The sequence below is a fragment of the Streptomyces sp. NRRL F-5727 genome (genome assembly GCF_000719555.1).
Classification (GTDB): Bacteria; Actinomycetota; Actinomycetes; order Streptomycetales; family Streptomycetaceae; genus Streptomyces.
The window spans coordinates 21,069-45,561 of sequence record NZ_JOGX01000016.1 but is presented as its reverse complement, the minus strand read 5'-3'; the positions used below and the strand labels follow the sequence as shown (position 1 = coordinate 45,561).

The following is a 24,493-nucleotide window of genomic DNA, read 5'->3' as shown; positions in this document are numbered from 1 at the left end:
CGTGTCAGCGGTTTCGCTCGTCCTGGGCGCCGGCGGTCGTCGGCACGCGGGCCGAGGTCGCCAGCGCCTGCCATGCGCTGGGGCTCATGCCGTAGGCACCGCGGAAGGTGCGGCTGAAGTGCGAGGGGCTGCTGAAGCCCCAGCGGTGCGCCATCGCGGCCATGGTGACGCGCCGGTCGGAGCGGCCGAGTTCGAACCGGCAGGACTCGAGCCTGCGCCGCCGCACCCACCGGCTCACCGTGGTGCCGTCGTTCTGGAAGAGCTTCTGCAGGTACCGGACGGAGATGTGGTGGGCGCGGGCGATCGACTCCGGTGACAGGTCCGGGTCCCTCAGGTGTTCCTCGATGTGGGCGTGAATGCGGGACAGCAGCTCGCTGCCGGTCCCGGACGCCTCGTCGGTCCCGTCCGCGGTGTGCGCCCCGAGGAGCTCCACGACCAGGACGGAGAGGAGGTGTACGGCCGTCCGGGCGCGCCGGTCGCCGATCGTGGACCGGCGGACCTCCGCCGTGGCGGCGAGCGAGGTCAGGAACTCCGAGACCAGTGCCCCGAGCCCCTCCCCGCCGGGTACGGGTACCCCGAGCACCTGGTCCAGTTCCCGCTCCGTGACGCCCAGATGGCAGCGGGGCACCCGGAAGAAGATCATCCGGCAGTCCTCGCCGAACCGCAGCAGGTGCCGGCGGGCCGGGTCGCAGAGGACCAGGTCGTTCGGCTCCAGCAGGGTCTCGGACCGTTCGCCGACGACGGTGACGGGCCCGCGGACGTGGACACCGAGGTAGACGTGGTTGCGGTCGTTGGTCTCCGGCATCTCGGAGACCATCTGGACCAGCCACTCCGGGCGGGCGGGGGGCGAGGCCGGAGCGGGCGCCTGCCGGGGCACCCGTTCGGGCGCACGGGACATCAGTGTGGGAGCCATGGGGATCCTTAGCCGTGGGTTCGTGCGGGTGGAGGGTGGGGTCAGTCCCCGCTCGCACCCTCCTCGGCCAGGAACTTCTCCACCACGGCGTTGAAGGCCGGCGGGTTCTCCAGGAAGGGGAAATGGGAGCTCGCCACGTCGGAGGCGAAGACGTGGAGGCGTGCGCCGGGGATCCGCTCGGCGACGAAGCGCTGCGCATCGGGGTGCACATGGCTTCCCTCGCAGCCGATCACCAGGGTGGGCACGTCGATGCGGGGCAGCACGTCGCGCCAGTCCTGCGCGCAGTGGTCGAACAGCAGCGGCACGCCCGCGTGGGCGGGGGTCGACCCGATCTCCTCGGCGACGAAGGCCAGCACCTCCGGGTCGGGCTCGCCGGAGAACATGCCGCGCACGAAGTCGGCGCGGACCGCGTCGCCGTCCGCGCCCGCGAGCGCCGCGCCCAGGTACAAGAGCCCCGACACGTCGAAGATGGCGCCGGAGTCGCGCTGTTCCCGCTCGGTCATCCAGGGCACGGCGGCGACCGCCGCGGGCTGGTCGACGGCGACGAAGCGCCGGATGCGTCCGGTCCCGTACTGGTCCACGAAGCTCCACCACACCGAGACGCCCATGGACCAGCCCAGTGCGTCGAAGCGGGCGAGCCCGAGATGGTCGACGAGTTCGAGCACGTCGCGGGAGAGCCGGGCGACGCGGTGGCCGTGACGCGGGGTGCCGGACTTCCCGTGGCCGCGGAAGTCGACGGTGACGACGCGACGACCGGGCGCGAGACCCTCGACCTGGTGGCGGAACATCGCCTGCGTCTGCCCCCAGCCGTGCAGCATCACCAGCGGCACGCCCTCGCCGCCGGTGTCCTGGTACGCGAGCCGCGCGCCGTCCGTCGTGATCAGTTCCTTCATGACCTCTCCCCTGGTCAGCGGCGGTACGCGGGTCCCCGCCCGTCCCGACATCATCGAATGCGGCCCGCCGCCCGCACCACCGCGAGCTGTAGGAATCGGGCCGTGGATCCTCCTCGCTTTGTCGAAGGTGTCCGCGCTCAGCCGGCCCCGCCGCCGCCCGCGGCGAGGAGTTCCTCGATCCTGAGGCCGAGGTGCAGGGTGAGCCGGTGGGCACCGTCGTCGAGGTCGAGTCCGGTCGTCTCCTGGATCTGGCGCAGGCGGTAGTACAGCGAGGTGCGGTGGATGCCCAGCGTGTCCGCGGTCCTGGGGATCGATCCCGCGTTCTCGAGGAAGCAGCGCAGGGTGTCCCGCAGGCGGTCGCCGCCGTGGGCCTCGCCCAGGGCCCGGAGCGGCTTCGGGACCAGGGACGCGTTCAGGGCGTGCTCGGGGAGCTGGAGCAGCACGGCGAGCTCCCCGAGCGACTCCCAGTCCCCGATGCTTCGCAGGGCGGGCAGCCGGCGGGCCGCGCGGGCCGCCACGAGCGCCTGCTCGTACGACGTCCACGCGTCGTCCAGGCCGGCGTGCCGGCCGCCGACGCCGATCACGGGGTCCGCCGACGGGTCGAGGAAGGTGCGGAGTTCGTCCAGGAGGTGCGCGGACTGGGCGGCGATCTCGTCCGGGCCCGGCGGCCGGTCCCGGAGCTGGAGCAGCAGCGCCCGCTCCTTGCCGATCGCGATGAGGCCCTGGGCGGTGCGCGTCTGCCGGAACCCCTCCAGCGCCGCCCACAGGGCGGCCTCGGAGTGCCGCACGAGCTCGGTGCCGCAGCTCAGCTGGACGACGGTGACCAGGACGTGCTCGGCCGCCCCGAGCAGCCCGAGTTCCCTGCCGTGCCGGCGCGCGGTGGTGCGTGCGGCGACGTCGGCGCCGACGAGGGCGAGGGCCAGGTCCCGCTCGTCGGCCTTCCGGCTGTCGGCGGCGATGTGCTCTCCGTACATCTGGGCCGACATGGCGTCCGCGGCCCGGGCGATGGCGGCGGTCTCCTCCTCCCCCAGCGTCTTCTCGGGCACGACCACGACGAGCAGCCCGAGGAGGTGCCCGCGCTCGCGCAGCGGCACGACGTAGCGGGGCAGCAGTCCGAGGTCGTCACGTCCGTCGATGAACCCGGGGCGGGACCACCGGGTCACGCCCTGGGCGAGGACGTAGCGGATGGCCGCGTTGTCGGCGCGGCCCTGCAACAGGGTGCCGATGCGCACCGGGTCCTCGTCGCCGAAGTGGCGGCTCGTGCAGACCATGCGGACCAGCGGGTCGTCGACGGCGACGGACCGGCCGAGCCGCTCGGCCAGCTCGTCGACGAGTGCCTGGAGCTCGGAGCTGCCGGGGCGGGCTCGCTGGAGCCTGACGGTCATGCGTGGTTCCTCTCTCGATCAACTGCCCCGCGGACTCCCACGTTCCACGGTTCTTGATCATTCTGAGGAGCCGGCGACGCCCGCACATCGCGTGAATCGTCCATTGCCGCGACGCCCACGGGGGATACGAAGCGACTACGCTCCGTCGTCACGGAGTCGTACCAGCCGGGTCAGTTCGGCGCGCGAGGTGACGTCCAGCTTGGTGAAGGCCCGGCGCAGGTGCGAGCCCACGGTGTGCGGCGAGAGGGAGAGGTGCCCGGCCGCCTCCCGGTTCGTCAGCCCCTGGGCCACGAGCCGTACCACCCGTAGTTCCGCGGCCGTCAACTCGGGCCACGCGTCGGAGAGTCCGTCCGTCGAGGGCCGGCGGCGGACGCCTGCGGCCCTCAGCCGCCGGCCCACCCGGGCGACGTCCCACTCCGCACCCGACCGCGCGTAGAGCGCGAGGGCCGTCTCGAAGTACGGGACGGCTTCCGGCTTCCGGGTGGCCGCCAGCTTGCGTCCGGCGTCCTCCAGCGCCGACGCCCGGGCCAGGACCCTGGGGCAGTCCTCGTACAGCCGGACGGCGCGTACGAGGGGGGCGAGGTCGTTGTCGAGGAGGCCGCGGGCGTGCGCGGCGGTGGCGGCGAGGAACGGGAGGTCGGGATTGAGCACCGCTCGCTTCTCGGCCATGGCGACCGCCTGCGCGGCCCGTTCGTGGGCGCCGGCCCGCAGCGCCATGCGGACCAGCACCGGGGCGTCGGCCGGGTCGATCAGGCCGGCGTAGGCGGGCCGGTCCGCGGCGGGCGACGTCATCACCGCGTCGAGTGCGGCCATGGCGCGGTCGGGCCGGCCTTCGTGGTCGGCCGTCAGCGCCAGCATCCAGGTGCCGAAGTGCCGGACGACGGGCGCGCCGTCGCTCCGCATGCGCCTCGCCTCCGCCGCGTACGCCTCCGCGGTCCGCCGGTCGCCGGTGTGGAGGGCGACGCGCAGCATCACGTACCGGAGGGTGACGTCGGCGAGGTTGCCCGGGCCGGGATCGTCGGCCGCCGGGGCCGCGGCCTCCGCGTCGGCCCGGGCCTCCGCCAGCCGTCCGGTCTCCAGGAGGACGCGGGTGCGGGTCATGAGCCACATGCGGGTGGCGGCCGTCCGGCCCTGCTCCCTGGTGGCCCGGATGCCCTCCTCCACGACGGCGAGCGCCTCCTCGGTGCGTCCGGTGGTGTTCGCCAGGAGCGCGTGCCACAGGGCCTCCGGCACCCACAGCGAGGTGCTGACGCCCAGGGCGTCGGCCAGCGCGGCGGACCGCTCGGCCTGCCGGAACGCCTCGGCCAGGTCCATGCGGTGGAAGCTCACGGCCGAACGGACCGTCGTCAGCGTGGCCTCGGCGGAGCGGTCCCCCGCCGCGGCCGCGGTCTCCCACGCCTCCGCCGCGACCTGTTCGGCCGCCGCGTGTGCGCCGGACATCGACAGGCCGACGGCGAGCGTGGCGAGCAGGCGCGCCCGGACGGTCGGGGAGACCCCGGGCAGTGCCGCTCCGGCGCGGGCCTGCAGGACGGCCTCGGAGAAGTCGATCGGTACGGCGAGGCGGGCCAGGGCCAGGCGTATCAGCGCCTCGTCCTCGGGTCCGAGACCGCCGGCCGCCAGGGCGGTGGCTCCCAGCGCACGCGCCCGCGCGGCCCGGCCCGTCTGCCAGAGCAGGGGAATCGTCTCGGCGATGACCCGCGGACGCTCGGGGGCGTCCGCCGCGATCAGCTCCAGGGCCTTGAGGCTGCGTTCCGCGGCGGTTCCGGGGGCGGTGCCGGAGAGTTCCGCCGCTTCGGCGCGCAGCCGGTCGGCCTCCGCCGCGTCTCCCCGCGCCGCTCCCCCGCCCTCCGCCGCGTCCGCCGGCGTGCTCCCCGGCGCCGACCCGGCGGCCTGACGGCTCAGGGCCTGACGCAGGGACAGGGGCAGGCCGGCTTCCACCGCCTCGCGGACCAGGTCGTGGCGGAAGGCGAGACGGTCGCCGCTCTCGGCGAGCAGATCGGCGTCGAGGGCTTCCCGTACGGCGGTCATGAGCGCCGCCGAGGACCTGCCGAACAGTTCGGCGAGCAGCGCGACCGTGACCGTGCCGCCCACGGCGGCCGTCGTCCGCACCAGCTCCGCCGCCTCGTCGGACAGCTGGTCGAGGCGGCGCACGACGGACGGGAGCTCCCGTGGGGCGGGGGGTCCCGCCGTCAGCCTCGCGGTGCCGTTCTCGATCGTCACCGCCTCCCCGGGCAGCGAGCCGAGCAGCTCGACCAGCAACCGGGGCACCCCCTCGGCGCGCCGGGCGAGCCGGAGGACGTCCGGGCCGGGCGGGGCGCCCAGCACGTCCTCGGCGATCCGCGCGACCGCCCGGTCCCCCAGCGCTCCGAGGGCCAGCCCGTGCGCGCCGGCCTGGCGGATCCTGTCCAGGGTGGTGCGCACTCCCGGCGGCACGCTGCCGCCGCGCACGGCGACGATCCACAGGATCGGGTGGGAGGAGAGTCCCGCCGCGAGGCTGTGGAAGGTGAGCAGGGTCAGGTCGTCGCACCACTGGAGGTCGTCGAGGACGACGAGCAGGGGTCCGTTCCTGGCCGCCTCCCGCAGGCGGTCCCCCAGCTCCTGGAGCAGCCAGAACCGCCGGCCGGGTGTGCCGGCCAGGTCCCGGAGGCGCTGGGCGTCCGCCAGCGGTTCCTCGCCGGCGAGGACGCCTTCGAGGAGCGGTCCGAGCGGTACGAACTGCTCGTGCGGGTCCGCCGCGCCCTGGAACACCCGCGTCCCGCGGCGCCTCGCGGCGGCCGCCGCCTCGGCGAGGATCCTGGACCTGCCGATGCCGGCGGGGCCCTCGACGCGGACGATCCCGCCCCGGCCCCGGTCGAGCGCGTCGAGGCGTGCCTCGATGAACGCCCGTTCGATGTCCCTGCCCCGGAGGGGGGTCGGTACGCCGTCGGGCCCCTCGGGAGCGGTCGCGGTCGTCATTCGGTTCACGCTCATACGGCGGAACAGTATGAACTACGGCGTCACCCCGGTCGGCCGACCGTGCGGGGTCACTTCGCCAGGAAGGCGAGGAGGGCCGCGTTGACCTCCTCCGCGTGGGTCCACAGCAGGCCGTGCGGGGCGCCCTCGATCTCGACGTAGTCGGCCGACGGGAGGGCCTTGTGGAAGGGGCGCGCGGTGTTCTCGGCGGGCAGGATGCGGTCGGCGGTGCCGTGCAGGATCAGCGCCGGCACGTCGACGGCGGGGATGTCGGCGCGGAAGTCGGTGTACCAGGTCGCCGGCGCGGCGGACGCGGCGAAGGAGCCGCCGCGGGCCGCGGTGTCCCAGCTGTTGCGGACGGCCTCCTCGCTGATGCGGGTGCCCAGGTTCTCGTCGAGGTTGTAGAAGTCCTGGAAGAACGCGGTGTAGTAGGCGTACCGGTCGGCCTTCACCGCGGCGACCACCCCGTCGAAGAACTCCTTCGGGGCCACGCCGTCCGGGTTGTCGTCGGTCTTGAGCAGGCAGGGCTCCAGCGAGGCCAGGAAGGCGACCTTGGCGACGCGGCCGGAGCCGTACGCCGCGACGTAGCGGGCGACCTCGCCGGTGCCCATGGAGAAGCCGACCAGGACGGCGTCCCTGAGGTCGAGGGTCTCCATCACCGTGTTCAGGTCGGCGGCGAAGGTGTCGTAGTCGTAGCCGGTGGTCGGCTGCGAGGACTGCCCGAAGCCGCGGCGGTCGTACGTGATCACGCGGTGGCCGGCGTCGAGCAGGGCGGCGGTCTGGCGCTCCCAGGAGTGGCCGTCGAGCGGGAAGCCGTGGATGAGGACGACGGGCTGCCCGGCGCCCTGGTCCTCGTAGTACAGCTCGATGGGGTTGGTGTTCTCCTGGCCGACGGTGATGTACGGCATGGGGGTCCCTCGTTTCGGGTGGACGGGTCCGCGCGTCGGAGCGGCGCGGTGTGCCCGTCACGCTAGGACGTGTCCCGCGTCTCCGGTTGCCGTCCCGCGCACCGTGCCTTGCACGGGGGCGCAGAGGTCGCTCAGTCGGCGGCGTCCGTTCCGGTGTCGTCCTCCGCGAGGACGATCCGGGCCAGGTGGACCCGGGAGCGCACGTCGAGCTTGCGGAAGATCGACGCCAGATGGGTGTTGACCGTGTGCGGGGAGACGACGAGGGCCTCCGCGGCCTGCCGGTTGGTGTGCCCCGCCGCGATCAGCCGGGCGACCTTGCGTTCCGAGGCCGTGAGCGCCTCCCAGCCCTGGTCGGCGCGGGGCCGGACGCGGCCGGTGCGCCGGCCCGAGCGGTGGCTGGCCCGTTCCAGATCGGCCCGGACCCGGTCGGCCTCGGCCTCGGCACCGGCCTGGGCGTAGAGGTCGTGCGCCCTGGTCAGGGCGGCCGGCCCGGCGGCGTCGCCGGAGGTCAGCAGCGCGCGCCCGAGGTCGGCGGAGGCGGCGGCCAGGGCCAGCGGCCGGGGGCCGGTGAGCAGGATGTCCACCGCCCGCTCCAGGAGTCCGTGGTCGGTGTTCACCAGGGCGGAGGCGTGGGCGGCGGTCCCCTGGGCGGTCGGCACGGCGGGGTTGCGGGCGGCGTGTGCGGCGGCCTGGGCCGCGAGTTCCCCGGCCAGTCTCCGGTCCCCGCCGCGCAGGGCGATCCGCACGGCCTGCACGACGTGGGGACGCAGGAGGCGCCACCGGAGGAAGGGGTGGTCGCGCTGCGCGGATCGCAGGAGTCCGGCCGCTGCCGCGTGGTCCCCGTCGGCGTCGGCGACGACGGCCTCGAAGAACCGGTGCGTGGCGTGGTTGCCCGTGTTCGGCCGGTCGGCCACGGTCGCCCTCACGACGTCGAGGTGTTCCCGCGCTGCCGTGCGGTCGCCGCGCAGCATCGCGAGGAGGCCGCGGTTGACGCGGATGTTGACCAGGTTGCCGGGCACGTCGAGGTCCGCTTCGAGCCGCTCGGCGGTGACGAAGTCGGCGTCCGCGTCGTCGAGCCGGCCGAGCCCCATGTTCAGGGTCGCCTGGGCCCAGATCAGCATCGCGAGGCGCGGCGGAGCGTCGCCCGCCGTCCGGAGCAGCCGCCGCACGGTGTCGAAGTCGTCCCCGTGGATCCGGGCGACGGCCTCCTCGGGAAGGAAGGCGGAGTCGAACGCGCACAGCGCCGTGTGGTGTTCGACGGCGGCGGCGCAGTCGCCGGCGTTGAGGGCGATCTCGCCGAGGCCCCACAGCGCGAGGACGCGGGCCTCCCGGTCACCGGCGCGCTCCGCCTCCGCGAGCGCCCGTTCGCCCGTCTCGCGGGCGGCCCCGAGGTCGCTCCCGCGGGACCTGGCCAGGGCCTGCCGGGCGGTCAGCCGGGCCCGGATCACCGGGTCGGTGACGACCGCCAGCGCGGCCGTGGAGCGGCGGGTCAGCTCGTGGACGTCGTCGAGGTGCCACAGCGTGTCGCCGAGCACGGACTGCAGACGGGCGAAGACGTCCAGCGGCGGCTGACGGGCGAGCAGCACGTCGCCGGTCTCCCGCGCCTGTGTGTAGCGGCCGGCGCGGGTCAGCGCGACGATGGCGCGTTCTCCCACGTCGTACGCCAGGGGCGCGCGGGGCGGTACGAGTTCCAGGGCCCGTACGGCCAGGTCGGCGCCGAGGTCGGGCATCACGGCCAGCACGTCCGCGGCGGCCGTGCCGAGCAGTGCGACCGCCTCCAGGTCGCCCGGCTCGGCGCTCTTCAGCAGATGCGGGACCGCGTCGCCGGAGCTGCGGCCCGCCGCGACGAGCCGGCGCGCGGCCTCCCGGTGCAGCGCCCGGCGGACGGAGGGGGCGAGGTCGGCGTAGACCGCCTGGCGGAGCAGGTCGTGGCGGAACCGGAGGAGTTCGCCGTCGTCGTGGAGGAGGGCGGCGGCGAGGGCCTCGTCCACCTCGGCGCTGAGCGCGGAGGCGGGCCGGTCGCACAGGGCGGCGGCGTCGGCGAGCGAGAACGCGCGGCCGAGGACGGAGCCGATCCGCAGGAAGTGCAGGGTGTCCGGCCGGAGGCCGGTCAGCCGGCCGCGTACGCCGAGGACCAGCCGCTCGGGCGGTTCCGTCCCGTCCGTGCCCGACGCCGCGATGCCCGCCAGCATCTCGGCCGCGAGGAAGGGGTTGCCGCCCGCCCCGTCGAGGAGTTCCTCGACGGGGGGCGGCACGTCCCCGCCGAGGACGTCGCGGGCCAGCTCGGCCAGGGCCGTGCCGGACAGCGGCCGTAGCGGGAAGGTCGTCGTCCGCGGCTCCCGCCCGTGCGGTTCCGGGTCCTCCCTGCTGGTGAGCAGCCAGAGGACCGGGGAGCTGAGCAGGCGTGCCGGCATGACGCCGAGGGCGAACCGGCTCAGCGGGTCGGCCCAGTGGACGTCGTCGACGGCGATCAGCACGGGCGTGCCCGCGGAGCGTTCCTCGATCAGCTGGGCCAGCCGTTCGACGAGCCAGATGCGCTGGTCGTGGTGGCCGGCGAGGTCCGCGAAGTCCGTGACGGCCAGCAGCGGCGGGTCGCCGTGCAGGAGGCCCGAGGCCAGTGAGGCGAGGGGGACCAGCTCGTGCAGCTCCTCGGCACGTCCGTGGCTGACGAGGAATCCGTGCGCCTGCGCCAGCGAGACGGCCTCCTGGAGCAGCGCGGTCTTCCCGATCCCGGGCTCGCCCAGGAGCAGCGCGACCGCTCCTTCGCCGCCGTCGCGCACCGCCTCGACCAGGGCGCGCAGCCCCTCCAGCTCGGCTTCGCGGCCCCGCAGTCCGGGCCGGCTCAGCCGCGTCGCCACGGCCCGTTCGCCGGGCCGGTTCGGGTCGGTCGTCGGGGCTGTCATCGGGTGAGTCCTCGGGTGGGTCATCGGGTCTTTCATCCCTTGACCGACCCGGCGAGCAGTCCGCGTGCGAAGTGCCGCCGGAGGGAGAAGAAGACGAGCAGCGGGACGAGCGCCCCCACGAAGGCTCCCGCGGTGAGCCGATGCCATTCGTTGCCGTAGGTCCCGGCCAGGCGCGCCAGCCGGACCGTCATCGGCGCGGTCTCGGCGGTTCCGCCGGACAGGGTCAGCGCCACCAGGAGGTCGTTCCACACCCAGACGAACTGGATGACGGCGAAGCCGACCAGGGCCGGGCGGGCCAGGGGCAGCACGATCCGGAGCAGCAGCGTGCCGTGCGAGGCGCCGTCGACGCGGGCGGCCTCGATCAGCTCCCGGGGCAGCCCGGCCAGGAAGTTGTGCAGGAGGAACACCGCGAACGGCAGCGCGAAGACCGTGTGCGCGAACCAGACCTGGCCGAACCGCGCGGGTCCGGTGAGGTGCCACGCGGGCAGGAACAGCCAGCCCTGGGAGAAGAGCTTCAGGAGCGGGACGAGCGCCATCTGGAGCGGCACGGCCTGGAGCGCGAAGACGCCGACGACGAGCGCGTCGCGCCCCCTGAAGTCGATCCAGGCCAGGGCGTACGCCGCGAAGAAGGCCAGGACGAGCGGGAACAGCACGGAGGGAACGGTGATGACGACGGAGTTGACGAAGGACTCCGCGAGCCGCGCCGCCCCGTTCCCGCCGCCGGTCAGCACCTCGCCGTAGTTGTCGAGCGTGAGGCGCGGCGTACCGAACAGGGTCCACCAGCCCGTCGTCTTGATCTCCTCCTCGGGGCGGAACGAGGAGAGCAGGAGACCGAGGGTCGGTGTCGTCCAGAGGACCGCGATCAGCACGGCGACCGCGGTGAGGGGGCGGGAGGCGAGCCGCTCCCGGACGCCGTTCACCCCGTCCTCCGCTGCGCTCTGACCTGGTGGGCGACGAAGGGGGTGACGAGCAGGAGGAGGAGCACGGCGAGGGCCGCGCCACGGCCTGTCTCGCCGTAGCGGAACGCCTGGTCGTACATCTCGTGGGCGAGGACGCCCGTGTCGAACTGGCCGCCGGTCATGGTCTTCACGATGTCGAACGCCTTGAGGGTGCCGATCGCCTGGGCGAGGAGCACGACGAGCAGCGTGGGCCGGATCGACGGCAGGGTGATCCGGCGGAGGATCTGCCGGGGGGACGCGCCGTCGAGCAGGGCCGCCTCGGTCAGCTCCGCGGGTACGGCCCTGATCGCGCCGGCCAGCAGGACGGCGGCGAAGCCCGCCTGGGTCCACACCATCACCGCGATGAGGAACAGGACGTTCCAGGGGGAGTCCACGAGCCACTGGCGCGGTTCGCCGCCGAACGCGACGACGAGCCGGTTCAGCAGCCCGATCTGCCCGGCTTCCGCGGGGCGGTAGGCGTAGACGAACTTCCAGACGACGCCGGCGCCGACGAAGGAGAGCGCCATCGGCGTCAGGAGGAGGGACAGCGCGAGGGCCCTGCACCGGGACCGGGCGACGGCCGCCGCGTAGAGCAGACCGACCGCGGTCGACGTCAGCGGCACGAGCACCGCCCACGCCAGCGTGTTGCGCAGCGCCACCAGCGACCGGTGGTCGGTGAAGATCCACACGTAGTTGTCGAGGCCGGCCCACGTGTCTGCCCCGCCGCCGGTGAACGACAGCGCCAGGGTGCGCAGTCCGGGCAGGACGAGTCCGACCGCGAGCAGCAGCAGCGCGGGGGCCAGCAGGATCAGGGCCGCGGCCCTCCTCCGCACCGGCCCCCGGTGCAGGGCGAGCAGGACCAGGGCGACGACCGCCGCGAAGGCGGCGACGCCCTGGAGCAGGTACAGCAGCTTGGGCTGCTGGGCGACGGCGTCGAACGACATCAGCGGCTCGGCCAGGACCGTTCGACGGAGCCGGCGACCTGCCGGGTGCTCGCGCCGCCGATCCAGTCGACGGCTCCCCGCCAGAACGTCCCGGCGCCGACCGACGCCGGCATCAGGTCCGAGCCGTCGAACCTGAACTGGGTGCCGGGGTCCTGGAGCAGCCGGATCGAGAGCCTGTCGACCGGGGTGGCGGCGTCCGCCGGATCCACCCCCCGGTTCGCCGAGACGAACGGGCCCTTCCTCATCCGCGCCCTGGCGAAGTCCGCGGTGGCCAGGTACTCCTGGAAGGCCCGGACCTCGGGACGGTCGGCGAACACCGCGGTGAACACCCCACCACCGAGGACGGGGCGGCTCGCCGGGTCGGCGCCCGGCAGCAGGAAGGCGTAGACGTCCTTGTCCGGGCCGATCTCGGTGCCCTCGGGCCACAAGTCGGCGTAGAACGACGCCTGGCGGTGCATCGCGCAGTCGCCGGAGAGGATCGGTGTGCCGGCCTCCTGGAAGGAGATCGACGCCATCGACCGGGCCGGACCGAAACCGCCGTTGGCGTACCGGTCGTTCTTGAGGATGGCCCCCACGGTGTCCATGGCCCTGATCACGCGGGGGTCGTCGAACGGGATCTCGTGGGCGACCCACTGGTCGTAGACGCGCGGGCCCTGCTGGCGGAGGAGGACGTCCTCGATCCAGTCCGTGACGGGCCAGCCGGTCGCCTCGGCGGACTCGATGCCCGCGCACCACGGCGTGACGCCCGACGCCGCGATCCGCTCCGTGAGGTCCATCAGCTCGGCCCACGTGCGGGGAACGCCCAGCCCCCTGTCGCGGAAGAACGTCGGGGAGTACCAGACGAACGACTTCACGTTCGCGACGAGGGGAGTGCCGTAGAGGGTGCCGTCGACGGTCGCGTAGCCGTTCCAGTCCGCCGACCAGCCCTGCTCGGCGAGGGCCACGACCCCGGGGCTCGCGGGCTTGAGCCTCCCCGCCCGCGCGAAGCGTTCCAGGAGCCCGGGCTGCGGGAAGAACGCCACGTCCGGCGCGTTCCCGCCGTCGACCCGGAGCTGGATCTGCGCCTCGAACTCGCCGTCCCCCTCGTACTGGACGTCGATGCCGGTGCAGTCGGCGAAGTCCGCCCAGGTCTCTTCGAACAGATCCGCTTCCCGGTCCCGGTTCTCCGCGTAGACGGTGACCTCGGTGCCGGGGTGCTTGCCGTACCGGGCGTACGGTGCGCAGTCCGCGCTCGTGCGCGACCGCGAGGCGCTGTCCTGCGGGGCACCGCAGGCCGTGGCCGTGAGGGCGAGGGTGGTGACCGCGAGAGCGAGCCTCGCGCCGAACCTCATGGGTGTGCTTCCTCCGATCGCCCGCCGCACGTTCTCGGCGGGCGTTTCGGAAAGCTACCGCGTTCGAACGACAGAGACCAATCGTTCGAAATCCGAGGGCCGGATCACTGCGCCGTGGTGGCCCGGGCCGCGTCGAGGATCAGCTCCACCACGGCCTTCGGCCGGGCGAGCATGACCAGGTGCGAGGAGTCGACCTCGACGGTGGTCATGCCGGCGCGCCGGTATCCGAAGCGCTCCACATCGGGGTTGATGGTCCGGTCCGCGGAGGCCACCAGGCCCCACGAGGGCTTGGTCTTCCACGCCGCGACCGGCGCCGCCTCCGAGAAGGCCCGCGCGGCCAGCGGGCGCTGGGAGACGGCGAGCACGGCGGCGAGGTCGGGGTCGAGGTCCGCCGCGAACAGCTCGGGGAAGCGGTCGACCGCCACCGAGACGTCGGTGCCGGTCTCGCCGGACCCGGCCTCCGGGAACGGGGTGTGGACGAGCGCGTCGGCGAGACCGGAGTCGGGGAAGCCGCCCTGCAGTTCGCCCAGGCTCTCGCCCTCCTCCAGCGCGTAGCCCGCGAGGTAGACCAGGGCGCGGACGTTCTCCTCCACGCCGGCGAGGGTGATGACGGCGCCGCCGTAGGAGTGCCCCACCAGGATCACGGGGCCTTCGACGGCACGGACCACCGAGGCGATGTACGCGGCGTCGTCGACGAGGCTCCGGTTGGGCACCGCCGGGGCCGTCACCTCCAGGCCGGCGGCGGTCAGTTCGGGGATGACACGGGCGAAGCCGGAGGCGTCGGCGAAGGCGCCGTGGACGAGGACGACGGTGGGGCGGGCGTGTCGGGCCATGGGAGAACTCCTGGGACAGACGGGTGGTTGTCAGAGACCGAAGCGGGCGCGGCGCGCCTCGGGCACCAGGTCGGCGTACCCGGGGTGCTTGCCGATCCAGCCCCGGATGAAGGGGCAGTAGGGCAGGACGCGCAGCCCGCGCGCCCGGGCGTCGTCGAGGGCGCCGCGGGCGAGGAGGCCGCCCAGCCCCTGGCCGCCGAAGCGGGGATCGATCTCGGTGTGGATGAAGGCGATCTCGCCGTCCGAGAGGTGGTACTCGGCGAAGCCGGCGGTCTCGGTGCCGCCGTCGCCGGCGAGGATCTCGTACCGGGACTTCTCGGGCCGGTCGGTCACTCGGGGTTCCATCGGTGCTCCTGTGCTGACGTGGTGTGAGGGCGGGGCGGTGGTCCCGCTCAGAGGGTGCGGCGCACGCCCGCCTGGCGTTCCAGGTTGCGGAGCTGGACGGCGAGGTCGCCCTCGACGGCGAGGTGGGCGGGGCCGCTGCGGCCGATGGGCAGGACCTGCTCGCTGCGCATGTCCTCGAGCATGAGGGCGAAGGCCGTGTACATCGCGACGGCCGCCACCAGCAGGCCCAGCGCTCCGGACGTGCGCGTCAGCCACTCGGCGCCGGTGACGCCCGCGAGGCCGGTGGCCGCCCAGCGGGGCAGGGAGACCGCGAGGACGAGCCACAGCGCCCGCTTGGGCCCGGTCACCGCGGTCATCAGCGCGCCGAAGCAGAGGAGCGCCAGGTTGAAGACGCCGAGGACCTTCAGGCCGTCGGCCGCGCCGCTGAGCATGATGAGCGAGTACGGCAGCCAGCTGCCGGCGAACACCGCCATCAGGGTCGCCGCGATCACGTCGCGGGCCCCGAAGGCCAGGTAACTGACCAGGAGTTGGAGGACGAAGGCGGGCAGGACGGTGAAGGCGACGGCGGTCCGGGCCTCGTCGCCGAGGATCCCGAGCTGGAGGCAGCCCGTCATCACGGACGCGAGGGCGATCGTGAAGAAGCCGAGCGGCATGGGGGAGGCGATGGGGCGGAGGTTGATCCGGGTCATCGACCGGAGGTCCGGCTCGAACCGGCGTCCCGGGGGCGCGGCCGGGTCCTGTGCGCCGCCGTCGGCGGCCGGGGAGGCGGCAGTCATCGGAAGTCTCTCCTTCAGTGCTCGAAGCAGGGGTCGACGAAGGACGGCCGCGTCTCGGGGACGGAGCCGCGCGCGACGCGCCACCGGCGGTGCTGCTCGGACTCGGCGACGGCCTCGGCCACCAGCGACGCCTGACGGGCACCGCTCGGGCAGCCGCTCTGCCGGCCGTTCTGATAGCCGCCGAAGTGGGCGACGGGGCTCCACGCGGGGCTCACCGGCGGGACGGCCTCGTCGAGACCCTCGTACTCCGCGGCCGCGTGGACGATGCGGCCGCCGACGACGGTGAGGACCGACTCGATGCCGGGAATGACGTCCTCGGGCACGGTGAGGTAGTCGTCGGACAGGATCGCGAGGTCGCCGTAACAGCCTTCTCGCAGGGTTCCCTTGACGTCCTGCTCGCCGGTGAGCAGCGCCCCGCCCCGGGTGTAGAGGCCGAGGGCGGTCTCCCGGTCGAGCGGGTTCCCCGCCGGAGAGAGCGCGGTGCCGCCGACGGTGCGCCCGGTCACCAGCCAGTGCAGTGCGACCCACGGGTTGTACGAGGAGACGCGGGTGGCGTCGGTTCCGGCGGCGACCGTGAGGCCGCGGTCGAGCATGGCCCGGACCGGCGGGGTGTGGGCGGCGGCCTCGGGGCCGTAGCGGTCGAGGAACGCGGCGCCCTGGAAGGACATCCGGTTCTGGACCGAGACGGCGCCGCCGAGGGCGGCGATCCGGTCGAGGCTGCCCGCCGAGACGGTCTCCGCGTGGTCGAAGAGCCAGCGGTTTCCGCCGGGGAAGAGCCCCTCCGCGGCGAGTTTCTCGAAGACGGCCAGGTCGCGGCGGATGGTCTCGTCGTAGGTCGCGTGGAGCCGGAAGCCCCAGCCGTTCTCCAGCAGGAGCCGGACGGCGCTCTCGAACTCGGTCTCGTACCCCGCGGCGAGTTCGGGCCGGGGCTCGGAGAAGTTCTCGAAGTCGGCGGCGGCCCAGGTGAGGTTCTCGCCCGCGCCGTTCAGCCGGAGCCACTCGTCCCCGTCCCCGGGCTGGACCGTCTCGGTCCAGCGCTTCAGGTCGGCGAGTTCCTGCCCGGCCGTCTGCGGGAAGAGGTGGTAGGCGATCCGGAGGGTCAGCTCCCCCGCCCCGGCGAGGTCGGTGACCGTCGCGTAGTCGTCGGGGAAGTTCTGGAAGCCGCCGGCGGCGTCGACCGCGGAGGTCAGTCCGAAGCGGTTCAGCTCGCGCAGGAAGTGGCGCGTCGAGGTCCGCTTGTCGGCCGCGTCGAGGACGGGGGCCTTGGCCAGCGTCGAGTACAGGACGAGCGCGCTCGGCGCCGCGAGGAGGACGCCGTTGGGTTCGCCGTCCCGGCCCCGGACGATCTGCCCGCCCCGGGGGTCGGGGGTGTCCCGGGTGAACCCGGCGGCCTTGACCGCGGCCCGGTTCATCAGGGCGGACTGGTACAGGTGCAGGACGAACACCGGAGTGTCGGGGGCGGCGGCGTTCAGCTCGGCGACGGTCGGCATCCGGCGCTCGGCGAACTGCTCGGCGGTCCAGCCGCCGACCACCCGGATCCACTGCCCCTTGGGCGTGCGGCCCGCCTGCTCGCGCAGCATGGCCAGGGCGTGGCGGAGGCTGCGCACGCCGTCCCAGCGCAGTTCCAGGACGTAGTTGAGGCCGCCCCGGATGACGTGCAGGTGCGCGTCGTTCAGGCCGGGGATCACCCGGCGGCCCAGCGCGTCGACGACTCTGGTCCCCGGCCCGACGAGGTGGGCGAGGTCGTGGTCGTCGCCGAGGGCCGCCACCCGGCCGTCGCGGAGGGCGACGGCGCGGGCCCCGGGACGGGCGGGGTCGCCCGTGAACACCTTGGCGTTGCGGACGAGGAGGTCGGCGTGCGCGTGTTCCCGGCGCGGGGCGGGGACAAGGCCCGCCACGGGCATGCTCGTCGAGGGCCCGGTCATGCGAGGGCCTTGCGGAGGATGTCGGTGGCGACGCCGATGGCGAGTTCCGCGCCCCGGGTCTCGCGCAGCGCGTTCAGCATCACGAAGTCGTGGATGACGCCCTGGACGCGCAGGGCGGTGACGGGGACGCCGGCGGCGCGCAGCTTCGCCGCGTACGCCTCGCCCTCGTCGCGCAGGACGTCGGCCTCGGCCGTGACGACCAGGGCCGGCGGCAGGCCGGTGAGCTGCTCGGTGGAGGCGCGCAGCGGTGAGGCGGTGATCTGGGCGCGCTCGGCCTCGTCGGTCGTGTACTGGTCCCAGAACCACTCCATGGCGTCGCGGCGCAGGAAGTAGCCCTCGCCGAACCGGTGGTACGACTCGGTGTCGAGGCTCGCGTCCGTGACCGGGTAGAAGAGGACCTGCTGGAGGAGCGTGACGTCGCCGCGCTGCTTGGCCATGAGGGTGAGGGCGGCGCTCATGTTGCCGCCGACTGAGTCGCCGGCGACGGCGATCCTGGTGCCGTCGAGGTCCTTGTGGTGTCCCTCGCGGGCCACCCACTGGGCGACGCTGTAGTTCTGCTCGATCGCGACGGGGTAGCGCGCCTCGGGCGACAGGTCGTACTCGGGGAAGACCACGGCCGCCCCGGTGCCGACGGCGAGTTCGCGGACGAGCCGGTCGTGGGTGTGCGCGTTGCCGAAGACCCAGCCGGCGCCGTGGATGTAGAGGACGACGGGGAGGTGGCCGGTGGCACCGCGGGGGCGGACGATCCGCGCGCGGACGTCGCCGGTCGGGCCGCCGTGGACGGTGATCCACTCCTCGTCGACGGCGGGCAGCGGGACGCCCTCGCCGTTCTGGACGTCGTCCACGGCCTTGCGGCCCTCGGCGACGGGGATCTGGTGGAGGTACGGCGGCCGGGCGGTGGCGTCGGCGAACGCCTGGGCGGCGGGTTCGAGGACCGGACGGTTCGTCATGAGGGGTTCTCCTTGAGGGGTGTACGGGACGGGGGCGGGGCGTCAGCGGGTCGCCCGCGCGGCCGCGAGGATCACGCGGGTGACCGCGGCGGGGCGGGAGACGGCCACGGCGTGCGACGCATCCACCTCGGTGACGCGCGAACCGGCGCGGCGGGCCATCCACCGTCCGGCGGCCGGCGGGATGTTCCTGTCGGCGGTGGCGATCAGCGCCCAGGACGGGATCGTCTTCCAGGCGGCCTCGCCTGCCTTCTCCTCCAGCGCGCCGGTGGCGACCGGGCGCTGGGTCGCGGCCATGACCGCCGCGTCGGCGGCGGGTACGTCGGCGGCGAACTGCCGGTGGAACGCGGACTGCTCGATGAGGAGTTCGGTGCCGGCGCCGCCGCCGGGCAGCGGGTACGCGCGCGGCGTCACGGTGTCACCGAGGGTGGAGCCCGGGAACCTGGCGGCGAGCTCGGCCGCGCTCTCCCCCTCGTCCGGGGTGAACGCGGCGATGTAGACGAGGGCCTTCACCCGGCGGTCGCCCACGGCGGCGCCGCTGATGACGGCGCCGCCGTAGGAGTGGCCGACCAGGACGACGGGCCCGTCGACGGCGGCCAGCACGCTGCGCAGGTAGGCGGTGTCCGCGGCGAGGCCGCGCAGCGGGTTGGCGGGGGCCAGGACGGGATGGCCGGCCTGCTGCAGCCGCCGGATCGTGCCGTGCCAGCTGGAGGCGTCCGCGAACGCTCCGTGGACGAGGACGATCGTCGGCCTGGGGTCGTGCCGGCCGGCGTCGGCCGCGGCCCGGCGGCTCGCGGGTGCGGCGCCGACCAGAGCGGCCAGCGTCGCGGGCACGGCGAGGGCGAGGGTGCGCCTCGTGAGCTGCATGGGTGGGTGTTTCCTTGTCGGTGGGGAAGCGTCGGGGGTGTACTCGGTCGGGCGGGGGGGTACGCCGGCCGTGCGGGAGCGGTACGCCGGTCGCGCGGGGCTCGGGAGACGGGCACCGGGGCTCAGAGGCCGTACGCCTCCAGGAGACGGAGCCAGACCTCGCTCACCGTCGGGAAGGCGGGCACGGCGTGCCACAGGCGCTCCAGCGGGACCTCCCCGACGACGGCGACCGTGGCCGTGTGGATGAGCTCCGTCGCCATCGGGCCGGTGAGCGTGCAGCCGACGACGACCCCTCGGCTCTCGTCGACGACGAGTTTCGCGAGGCCTCGGTAGTCGTCCGCGTGGAGCGCGGCACCGGCGACGTCGTCGACGCGGTACTCCACCGCGCGTACGGCGAGGCCCGCTTCGCGTGCCGCGCGTTCCGTGAGACCGACGCTCGCGACCTCGGGGCGGGTGAAGACCGCCTGCGGGGCGGCGAAGCGGTCGGCTTCCGCGCTCCACGGCTGCCGGCCGCCGGTGACGGCCGGACGCCCGGCGGCCCGCTCGGCGACCGCCGCCGCGCAGGCACGGGCCTGGTACTTGGCCATATGGGTCAGCGGAGCCCGCCGGTTGACGTCACCGACGGCGTAGAGCCAGTCGCCGTCGACCGCGGTGACCCGGCAGGTGTCGTCGACCGCGAGCCAGTCGCCCGGCCGCAGTCCGACGGAGTCGAGCCCGAGGTCGGCCGTGCGCGGGCGCCGGCCCACGGCGGCGAGGACCTCGTCGCAGACGAGGGCGGTGCCGTCGTCGGTCTCCACCGTCACGGTACGAGTGGCCCCGTCACGGGCGACCCGGACGGCCGACACCCCGAAGCGGATCGTGACGCCCAGATCGCCCAGCCCCCGGGTGACCTCCTCACCGGCGCAGGGCTCCCAGCCGGTGAGCAGGGCCTGGTCCCGGACGAGCAGGGTGACGGAGGAGCCGAGCGAGCGCCACGCGGTGGCCATCTCGCAGGCCACCACTCCCCCGCCGATGACGACGAGCCGCTCGGGCACCGCGTCGGCGGTGGTGGCCTGCCGGTTGGTCCAGACACCGATCCGGTCGAGCCCGTCGACCGGCGGCAGGGCGGGCTCCGTGCCGGTGCAGAGCACCACCGCGCGCCGGGCCCGCAGGGTACGGACCGTGCCGTCGGCCCCGGTCACCCGCACCCGGCGTGCGCCGGCGAGCCGTCCGTGGCCCCGGACGAGCGCGATGCCCGCGCCGTCGAGCCAGTCGGCCTGGCCGGTGTCGTCGCCGCGCCCGGTGAAGCGGTCCCGGCGGGCCAGTACCCGCGCCGGGTCGAGTGCCGCCGTGACCGTCTGCCGGGCCCCGTCGACCGAGCGGGCGTCCGCCCGGGCGGCGCCGGGACGCAGCAGGGCCTTGCTCGGCACACACGCGCGGTAGGAGCACTCGCCGCCGACCGCGTCGGCCTCGACGACGACGGCGGTCAGCCCCGAGCCGACGGCGCGGCCGGCGACGACCTCGCCGGCCGGCCCGCCGCCGACCACGACGACGTCGTACGTGTCCATCAGCCGCGCACCAGAGGGGTGTCCACGAGGTGCTCGGCCAGGAACCACACCTGCGCCTCGCCGGTGCGGACGACGTCGGAGACGAGCAGGTCGGCGCTGCCCTCGTCGCCCTCGGCGGAGAGCCGGGCGGCGGCGTCCCGGGTGTCGATCAGGATCCGCTCGTGCGCGTCGAGGAGCCGCGACAGCATGACGGGCACCGGCTCGACGCCGTCCGGCGGCCGGGGGACCGACGTCAGCTCCGCGACGTGGCGCGGGTCCCCGACGGCGACGCCGCCGAGGCTCTGCACCCGCTCGGCCAGCGCGTCCACGATGGCCAGCTGGGCCTCCGCGTGCTTGTCGAGCATCAGGTGCAGCGAGTAGAAGGTGGCCCCGCGCATGAGCCAGTGGTGCTTCTTGTAGAGGGAGTGGAGGATCTGCGTGTCGGCGAGGACGCGGTTGAGCCGCTGGCAGGCGTACATGCGGGTGTCGTGGCCGAGGCCGATCGGCAGCTGCTTGAGCGTGCCGAACGCCTGGGTCTCGGCGCCCTTCTGATGCAGCAGCGGCTGGCCGCCGCCGTGCGGGGACATGAGGGTGTCCATCGAGTGCTCCAGTACGGGGAGAGGTGAGGGGGTGGGCCCGGCCGTCCGGTCGGGGGGCGCACAGCCGGCCGGACCCGGTCCGTGTCGCTCGCGCCGGGCGCCGAGCGCCGGCGCCGGTGCTCAGCGCTCGGCGATCGCCGGGGCGGCGGGGGGCCGGTGCAGGACGAGCCGGGTGAGGAGTCCGCTGCCGAGACCGGCCGCGAGGGCGAGGGCGGCCCACCACAGCGGGTACGGCGTGAGGCCGAGGACCGCGTCGAGGGACCAGGCGCCGGGACCGGTGGCGGCGAGGGCGGCGGCGGTGCCGATGAGGACGAGCGGGTACTCGTACCCGTCGTTCTGCACCCACAGCCCGTGGCGCCACTTCACGGTGAGGGCGACCGTCATGACGCCGATGGCGCCGGTCGCGGCGAGCGGGGTCAGGAGGCCGGCGGCGAGCAGCAGGCCGGAGCCGATCTGGCCGCCGCCCGCCGCCAGGGCGGTGAGGACACCGCCGCGGAAGCCGTCGCCGCGGAACTCCTCGGTACCGCCCTCGAGTCCCTTTCCGCCCAGGTGCCGGCTGACCTTCTGCACACCGTGGCCGGCGACGAGCAGGCCCACCAGCAGACGCAGGATCAGAATGCCGGTGTCCACGGGGGTCAGCCGGCCGCGTGCGCGCCGATGACCGCCTGCGCGTACACGACACCCAGGCCGTACGCGCCCGCGTGGGCCTTGACGATCTCCATGACCGCGCCGTACGTCTCCTGGCGCGCCCAGTCGCGCTGGAGCTCCAGGAGGACCTGGACCCAGGTCACCGGGACGGCGCCGGCGGCGATCATCCGCTGCAGCGCGTGCTCGTGGGCGGCCGGGCTGACGCCACCGGAGGCGTCGGTCACGACGTACACCTCGTACCCCTGCTCCAGCGCGGAGAGCGCGGGCAGCACCAGGCAGACCTCGGTCCACAGGCCCGACAGGATGATCTTCTTGCGTCCGGTCGCCCTGACCGCCGCGACGAGCGCCTCGTCCTCCCAGGCGTTCATGGTGGTGCGGTCGATGATCTCGTTCTTGGGGAACACCTCCGCGAGCTGCGGCAGCAGGGGGCCCGAGAAGGACTCGGCGGCGACGGTGGTCAGGACGGCCGGCACGTCGAACGCCCGGGCCGCCTTGGCGAGGCCCACGGTGCTGTTGACGATGGCGGCGCGGTCGCCGCTGCCGGTGCCGAAGAACATCTGCGGCTGGTGGTCCACGAAGAGCATGACCGAGTTGTCGGGCGTGAGCAGGTCCTTGCTCGGAGCGGCGTGCACCTTGGTGATGTCGAACATGAGGGGTCCCTTCGAAGCGTTCGGTAGCGCGCCCGCCGCCTCGGCGGCTCGGCACGTCCTCAAGCTACGAGCGGGCCGACCGGCCGTGTTGACCTCCCGCGCCCGGGAGTTGGCACGAGGGCGCACAACCGGCCGAGGCAGGGGGCTGCCACGGGCGGGCCGTGGCCGGCCCGGCCGTGGCGGCCCCGCCCTTCTCGCGGCTCCGGGAGGAGATCCCGGGTCAGCGCCGCCTGCCGCGGGCCTTCAGCCGGGCCGGCGGAACCTCCGGGGCGTCCAGCCGGGCGCCGTCGTACCCCCTCACCTCGCCGAAGCGGTCGCCGGCCGCCCAGTCCTGCCGCGCCTTGCGGATCTCGTCGTCGGTGCGGCCGATGAAGTTCCACCACATGACGATCTCCTCCTCGAAGGGTTCGCCGCCGAGGAGCATCAGGCCCGCGTCGGAGACCGCGCGGAGCGGGAGGGCGGTGCGGCCGCAGCCGAGGTAGAGCATGGAGCCGGGGAGGACGGGGACGCCGTCGACGTGGGCCTCGCCGGACATGGCGAGGACGGCGTACTCGAAGTCCGGGTCGAGCGGGAGCTCCGTCTCGGCGCCGGCGGCGAGCGCGAGGTCGGCGCCGACGATCGGGGTGTACGTGGTGCCCGGCGACGCCGCGCCGTCGAGGGAGCCGAGGATCACGGTGGCGGTGAGGCCGGGCGCGGTGACCCGGGGCAGGTCGCTGTGGTGCTGGAAGTGCGGCTCGACGTGCCGGTGGGCGTCGGGGAGTGCCACCCAGAGCTGGGCGCCGTGCAGGAGGCGGGCGTGCGAGCGGGGGCTCTCCTCGGAGTGGGAGATCGCCCGGCCCGAGGTCATCAGGCCCAGCTCGCGGGGCCGGATCGTCTGGAGGCTGCCGGTCGAGTCCCGGTGCAGGACCTCGCCCTCGTGCAGCCAGCTGACGGTCTGGAGGCCCATGTGGGGGTGGGGCGGGACCTGCATGCCGGGGGCGTCCGCGATGTCGTCGGGGCCGTAGTGGTCGACGAAGGCCCAGGCGCCGACCATCCGCCGGCCGAGGTTCGGCAGCAGCCGCCGTACCTCCGTCGACTCGCCGAGCTGGACGTGACGGGGGCTGAGGAGTTCGCGTACGGGCTCGGCGACGACGAAGCCGCGGCCACCGCACACCGCGAGCTCGGCCTTGCGGTCGAGATTGCTCATGGGGGATCGACACCTCTCGGGTGGGGGGAGATCCGATGGGGGATCCGATGCGGGATCCACCGGAGTCCGATGGTGGAATGTTCAACTACTCTTCGGTGTTGACGAGGGCGTGCCACCCCCCAGGGTGGCAGATCGGGCACCCCGGAACAGGGAGAGCAAGTGAGCGACACGTACTACGAGTTCGGAACGGCCGCGGACCGCTGGGATCGCGCGCGGCTGTTCTTCGACGCGAAGGAGTACCAGACCGCCGTCCGCATCCTGCGCGGCCTCGTCGCCGAGCACCCGGACCAGACGGCCCAGCGGCTGCTGCTCGCCCGCGCCTACTACCACTCCGCCCAGCTGCGGCTCGCCGAGACCGAGCTGCGGGCCGTCCTGGAGCGCGACCCCGTGGAGCACTACGCGCGGCTGATGCTCGGCCGCACGCTGGAGCGCCAGGGCCGCGCGGACGAGGCCGCCCCGCATCTGCGGATGGCCGCGGCGATGAGCGGCGAGCTGCCGTCCTGACGCGGATCTGATACCCCGGCACGGTATGGTCGGGACCCTGGAGGTCCTGATCATGCCCACACCCCGGCCGCGCCACGGCGCACGAGCGGGAGGTGCCCTCGCGCACCTCCTGCTCGTCGTCGTGCTCGCGCTCGGGGTGTTCATGATGCACTCCGTGGGACATCCCGAGGGGACGTCGTCCTCCCACGCGGCCACCGCGGCTGTCGATGGCGGCGGGGCCCACGCGGCGGACGCCGGTGCGGGCGCCGGCGCCCATGGGTCCTCCTCTCAGGACGAGGGGCACGCACCCGGTTCCGGGATGGACATGACCACGCTCTGCGTGGCCGTCCTGGGCGCCTGGCTGCTCGCCGGTCTCGTCCGGGCCGCGCTCGGCCGCCGCCCCGACTGGCTCGTCCTCCTCCTGGCGCGGCTCGCGCCCGCCCTCCGGCCGCACGCCCCGCCGCGCCGCCCGCCCGACCTCGCCCGGCTGTCGGTCCTGCGGATCTAGGCCGTACCCCCGCGCCGCGGGTCGCTTCGCGAC

22 protein-coding genes are annotated in these 24,493 nt (G+C 74.3%); 2 read left to right on the top strand and 20 right to left on the bottom strand.

Features of this window, described 5'->3' with window-relative positions; translation table 11 throughout:
* Window positions 1-4: 4 nt before the first annotated feature.
* From IF73_RS0114265 to IF73_RS0114170, 20 genes are all read right to left on the bottom strand, one after another.
* On the bottom strand, window positions 5-913 hold the full coding sequence (locus IF73_RS0114265) for a helix-turn-helix domain-containing protein (RefSeq protein WP_234338233.1): 909 nt from the start codon (window positions 911-913) through the stop codon (window positions 5-7).
* A gap of 41 nt (window positions 914-954) precedes the next feature.
* Window positions 955-1,806 carry an alpha/beta fold hydrolase gene (locus tag IF73_RS0114260; RefSeq protein WP_031007469.1) on the bottom strand — a complete coding sequence of 284 codons (852 nt, stop codon included), beginning with the start codon at window positions 1,804-1,806 and terminating at the stop codon, window positions 955-957.
* Between the two features lie 137 nt (window positions 1,807-1,943).
* Complete coding sequence (locus IF73_RS0114255; protein ID WP_031007467.1) at window positions 1,944-3,191, bottom strand: PucR family transcriptional regulator; 1,248 nt, start codon at window positions 3,189-3,191, stop codon at window positions 1,944-1,946.
* A 135-nt stretch (window positions 3,192-3,326) separates the two neighbouring features.
* Window positions 3,327-6,161 (bottom strand): helix-turn-helix transcriptional regulator, encoded by a 2,835-nt coding sequence (locus IF73_RS0114250; protein ID WP_031007464.1) that lies wholly within the window; start codon window positions 6,159-6,161, stop codon window positions 3,327-3,329.
* Between the two features lie 53 nt (window positions 6,162-6,214).
* A complete protein-coding gene (locus IF73_RS0114245) occupies window positions 6,215-7,051 on the bottom strand; it encodes an alpha/beta fold hydrolase (RefSeq protein ID WP_031007462.1) in 837 nt (278 codons plus the stop codon).
* 131 nt (window positions 7,052-7,182) lie between these two features.
* Complete coding sequence (locus tag IF73_RS0114240; RefSeq protein WP_031007460.1) at window positions 7,183-9,954, bottom strand: helix-turn-helix transcriptional regulator; 2,772 nt, start codon at window positions 9,952-9,954, stop codon at window positions 7,183-7,185.
* Between the two features lie 32 nt (window positions 9,955-9,986).
* A complete protein-coding gene (locus IF73_RS0114235; RefSeq protein ID WP_031007459.1) occupies window positions 9,987-10,874 on the bottom strand; it encodes a carbohydrate ABC transporter permease in 888 nt (295 codons plus the stop codon).
* The gene (locus tag IF73_RS0114230; protein WP_031007456.1) at window positions 10,871-11,836 is read right to left on the bottom strand and encodes a carbohydrate ABC transporter permease; all 966 of its coding nucleotides are present in this window, start codon (window positions 11,834-11,836) and stop codon (window positions 10,871-10,873) included. The genes IF73_RS0114235 and IF73_RS0114230 overlap by 4 nt, the downstream gene beginning before the upstream one ends.
* Complete coding sequence (locus IF73_RS0114225) at window positions 11,836-13,167, bottom strand: ABC transporter substrate-binding protein (RefSeq protein ID WP_031007454.1); 1,332 nt, start codon at window positions 13,165-13,167, stop codon at window positions 11,836-11,838. Before IF73_RS0114225 ends, IF73_RS0114230 begins: the two co-directional genes overlap by 1 nt.
* A 104-nt stretch (window positions 13,168-13,271) precedes the next feature.
* The gene (locus IF73_RS0114220) at window positions 13,272-14,000 is read right to left on the bottom strand and encodes an alpha/beta fold hydrolase (protein ID WP_031007450.1); all 729 of its coding nucleotides are present in this window, start codon (window positions 13,998-14,000) and stop codon (window positions 13,272-13,274) included.
* A 30-nt stretch (window positions 14,001-14,030) separates the two neighbouring features.
* Window positions 14,031-14,345 carry a GNAT family N-acetyltransferase gene (locus tag IF73_RS0114215; protein ID WP_031007447.1) on the bottom strand — a complete coding sequence of 105 codons (315 nt, stop codon included), beginning with the start codon at window positions 14,343-14,345 and terminating at the stop codon, window positions 14,031-14,033.
* A gap of 47 nt (window positions 14,346-14,392) precedes the next feature.
* Window positions 14,393-15,121 (bottom strand): GPR1/FUN34/YaaH family transporter, encoded by a 729-nt coding sequence (locus IF73_RS0114210; RefSeq protein ID WP_031007445.1) that lies wholly within the window; start codon window positions 15,119-15,121, stop codon window positions 14,393-14,395.
* 14 nt (window positions 15,122-15,135) lie between these two features.
* The gene (locus IF73_RS0114205; protein ID WP_234338237.1) at window positions 15,136-17,025 is read right to left on the bottom strand and encodes an amidohydrolase; all 1,890 of its coding nucleotides are present in this window, start codon (window positions 17,023-17,025) and stop codon (window positions 15,136-15,138) included.
* Between the two features lie 17 nt (window positions 17,026-17,042).
* Window positions 17,043-17,996: an alpha/beta hydrolase gene (locus IF73_RS0114200; protein WP_031007441.1), complete on the bottom strand. Its 954-nt coding sequence runs from the start codon at window positions 17,994-17,996 to the stop codon at window positions 17,043-17,045.
* Between the two features lie 42 nt (window positions 17,997-18,038).
* Window positions 18,039-18,860, bottom strand: coding sequence for an alpha/beta fold hydrolase (locus IF73_RS0114195; RefSeq protein ID WP_031007438.1), 822 nt, complete (start codon window positions 18,858-18,860; stop codon window positions 18,039-18,041).
* 122 nt (window positions 18,861-18,982) lie between these two features.
* Window positions 18,983-20,407 carry a dihydrolipoyl dehydrogenase family protein gene (locus tag IF73_RS0114190; protein ID WP_031007436.1) on the bottom strand — a complete coding sequence of 475 codons (1,425 nt, stop codon included), beginning with the start codon at window positions 20,405-20,407 and terminating at the stop codon, window positions 18,983-18,985.
* The gene (locus IF73_RS0114185) at window positions 20,407-20,985 is read right to left on the bottom strand and encodes a Dps family protein (RefSeq protein WP_031007433.1); all 579 of its coding nucleotides are present in this window, start codon (window positions 20,983-20,985) and stop codon (window positions 20,407-20,409) included. The genes IF73_RS0114190 and IF73_RS0114185 overlap by 1 nt, the downstream gene beginning before the upstream one ends.
* A gap of 120 nt (window positions 20,986-21,105) precedes the next feature.
* Window positions 21,106-21,615, bottom strand: a complete 510-nt coding sequence (locus tag IF73_RS0114180) for a DoxX family membrane protein (RefSeq protein WP_031007432.1) — start codon at window positions 21,613-21,615, stop codon at window positions 21,106-21,108.
* A 5-nt stretch (window positions 21,616-21,620) separates the two neighbouring features.
* Complete coding sequence (locus tag IF73_RS0114175; RefSeq protein WP_031007430.1) at window positions 21,621-22,283, bottom strand: hydrolase; 663 nt, start codon at window positions 22,281-22,283, stop codon at window positions 21,621-21,623.
* 220 nt (window positions 22,284-22,503) lie between these two features.
* The gene (locus tag IF73_RS0114170) at window positions 22,504-23,469 is read right to left on the bottom strand and encodes a pirin family protein (protein WP_031007428.1); all 966 of its coding nucleotides are present in this window, start codon (window positions 23,467-23,469) and stop codon (window positions 22,504-22,506) included.
* A gap of 159 nt (window positions 23,470-23,628) precedes the next feature.
* Here IF73_RS0114170 and IF73_RS0114165 point away from each other — a divergent pair, with 159 nt between their 5' ends.
* Window positions 23,629-23,973 (top strand): tetratricopeptide repeat protein, encoded by a 345-nt coding sequence (locus IF73_RS0114165; protein ID WP_031007425.1) that lies wholly within the window; start codon window positions 23,629-23,631, stop codon window positions 23,971-23,973.
* A gap of 25 nt (window positions 23,974-23,998) precedes the next feature.
* Complete coding sequence (locus tag IF73_RS0114160; protein ID WP_324616081.1) at window positions 23,999-24,460, top strand: DUF6153 family protein; 462 nt, start codon at window positions 23,999-24,001, stop codon at window positions 24,458-24,460.
* Window positions 24,461-24,493: the final 33 nt, after the last annotated feature.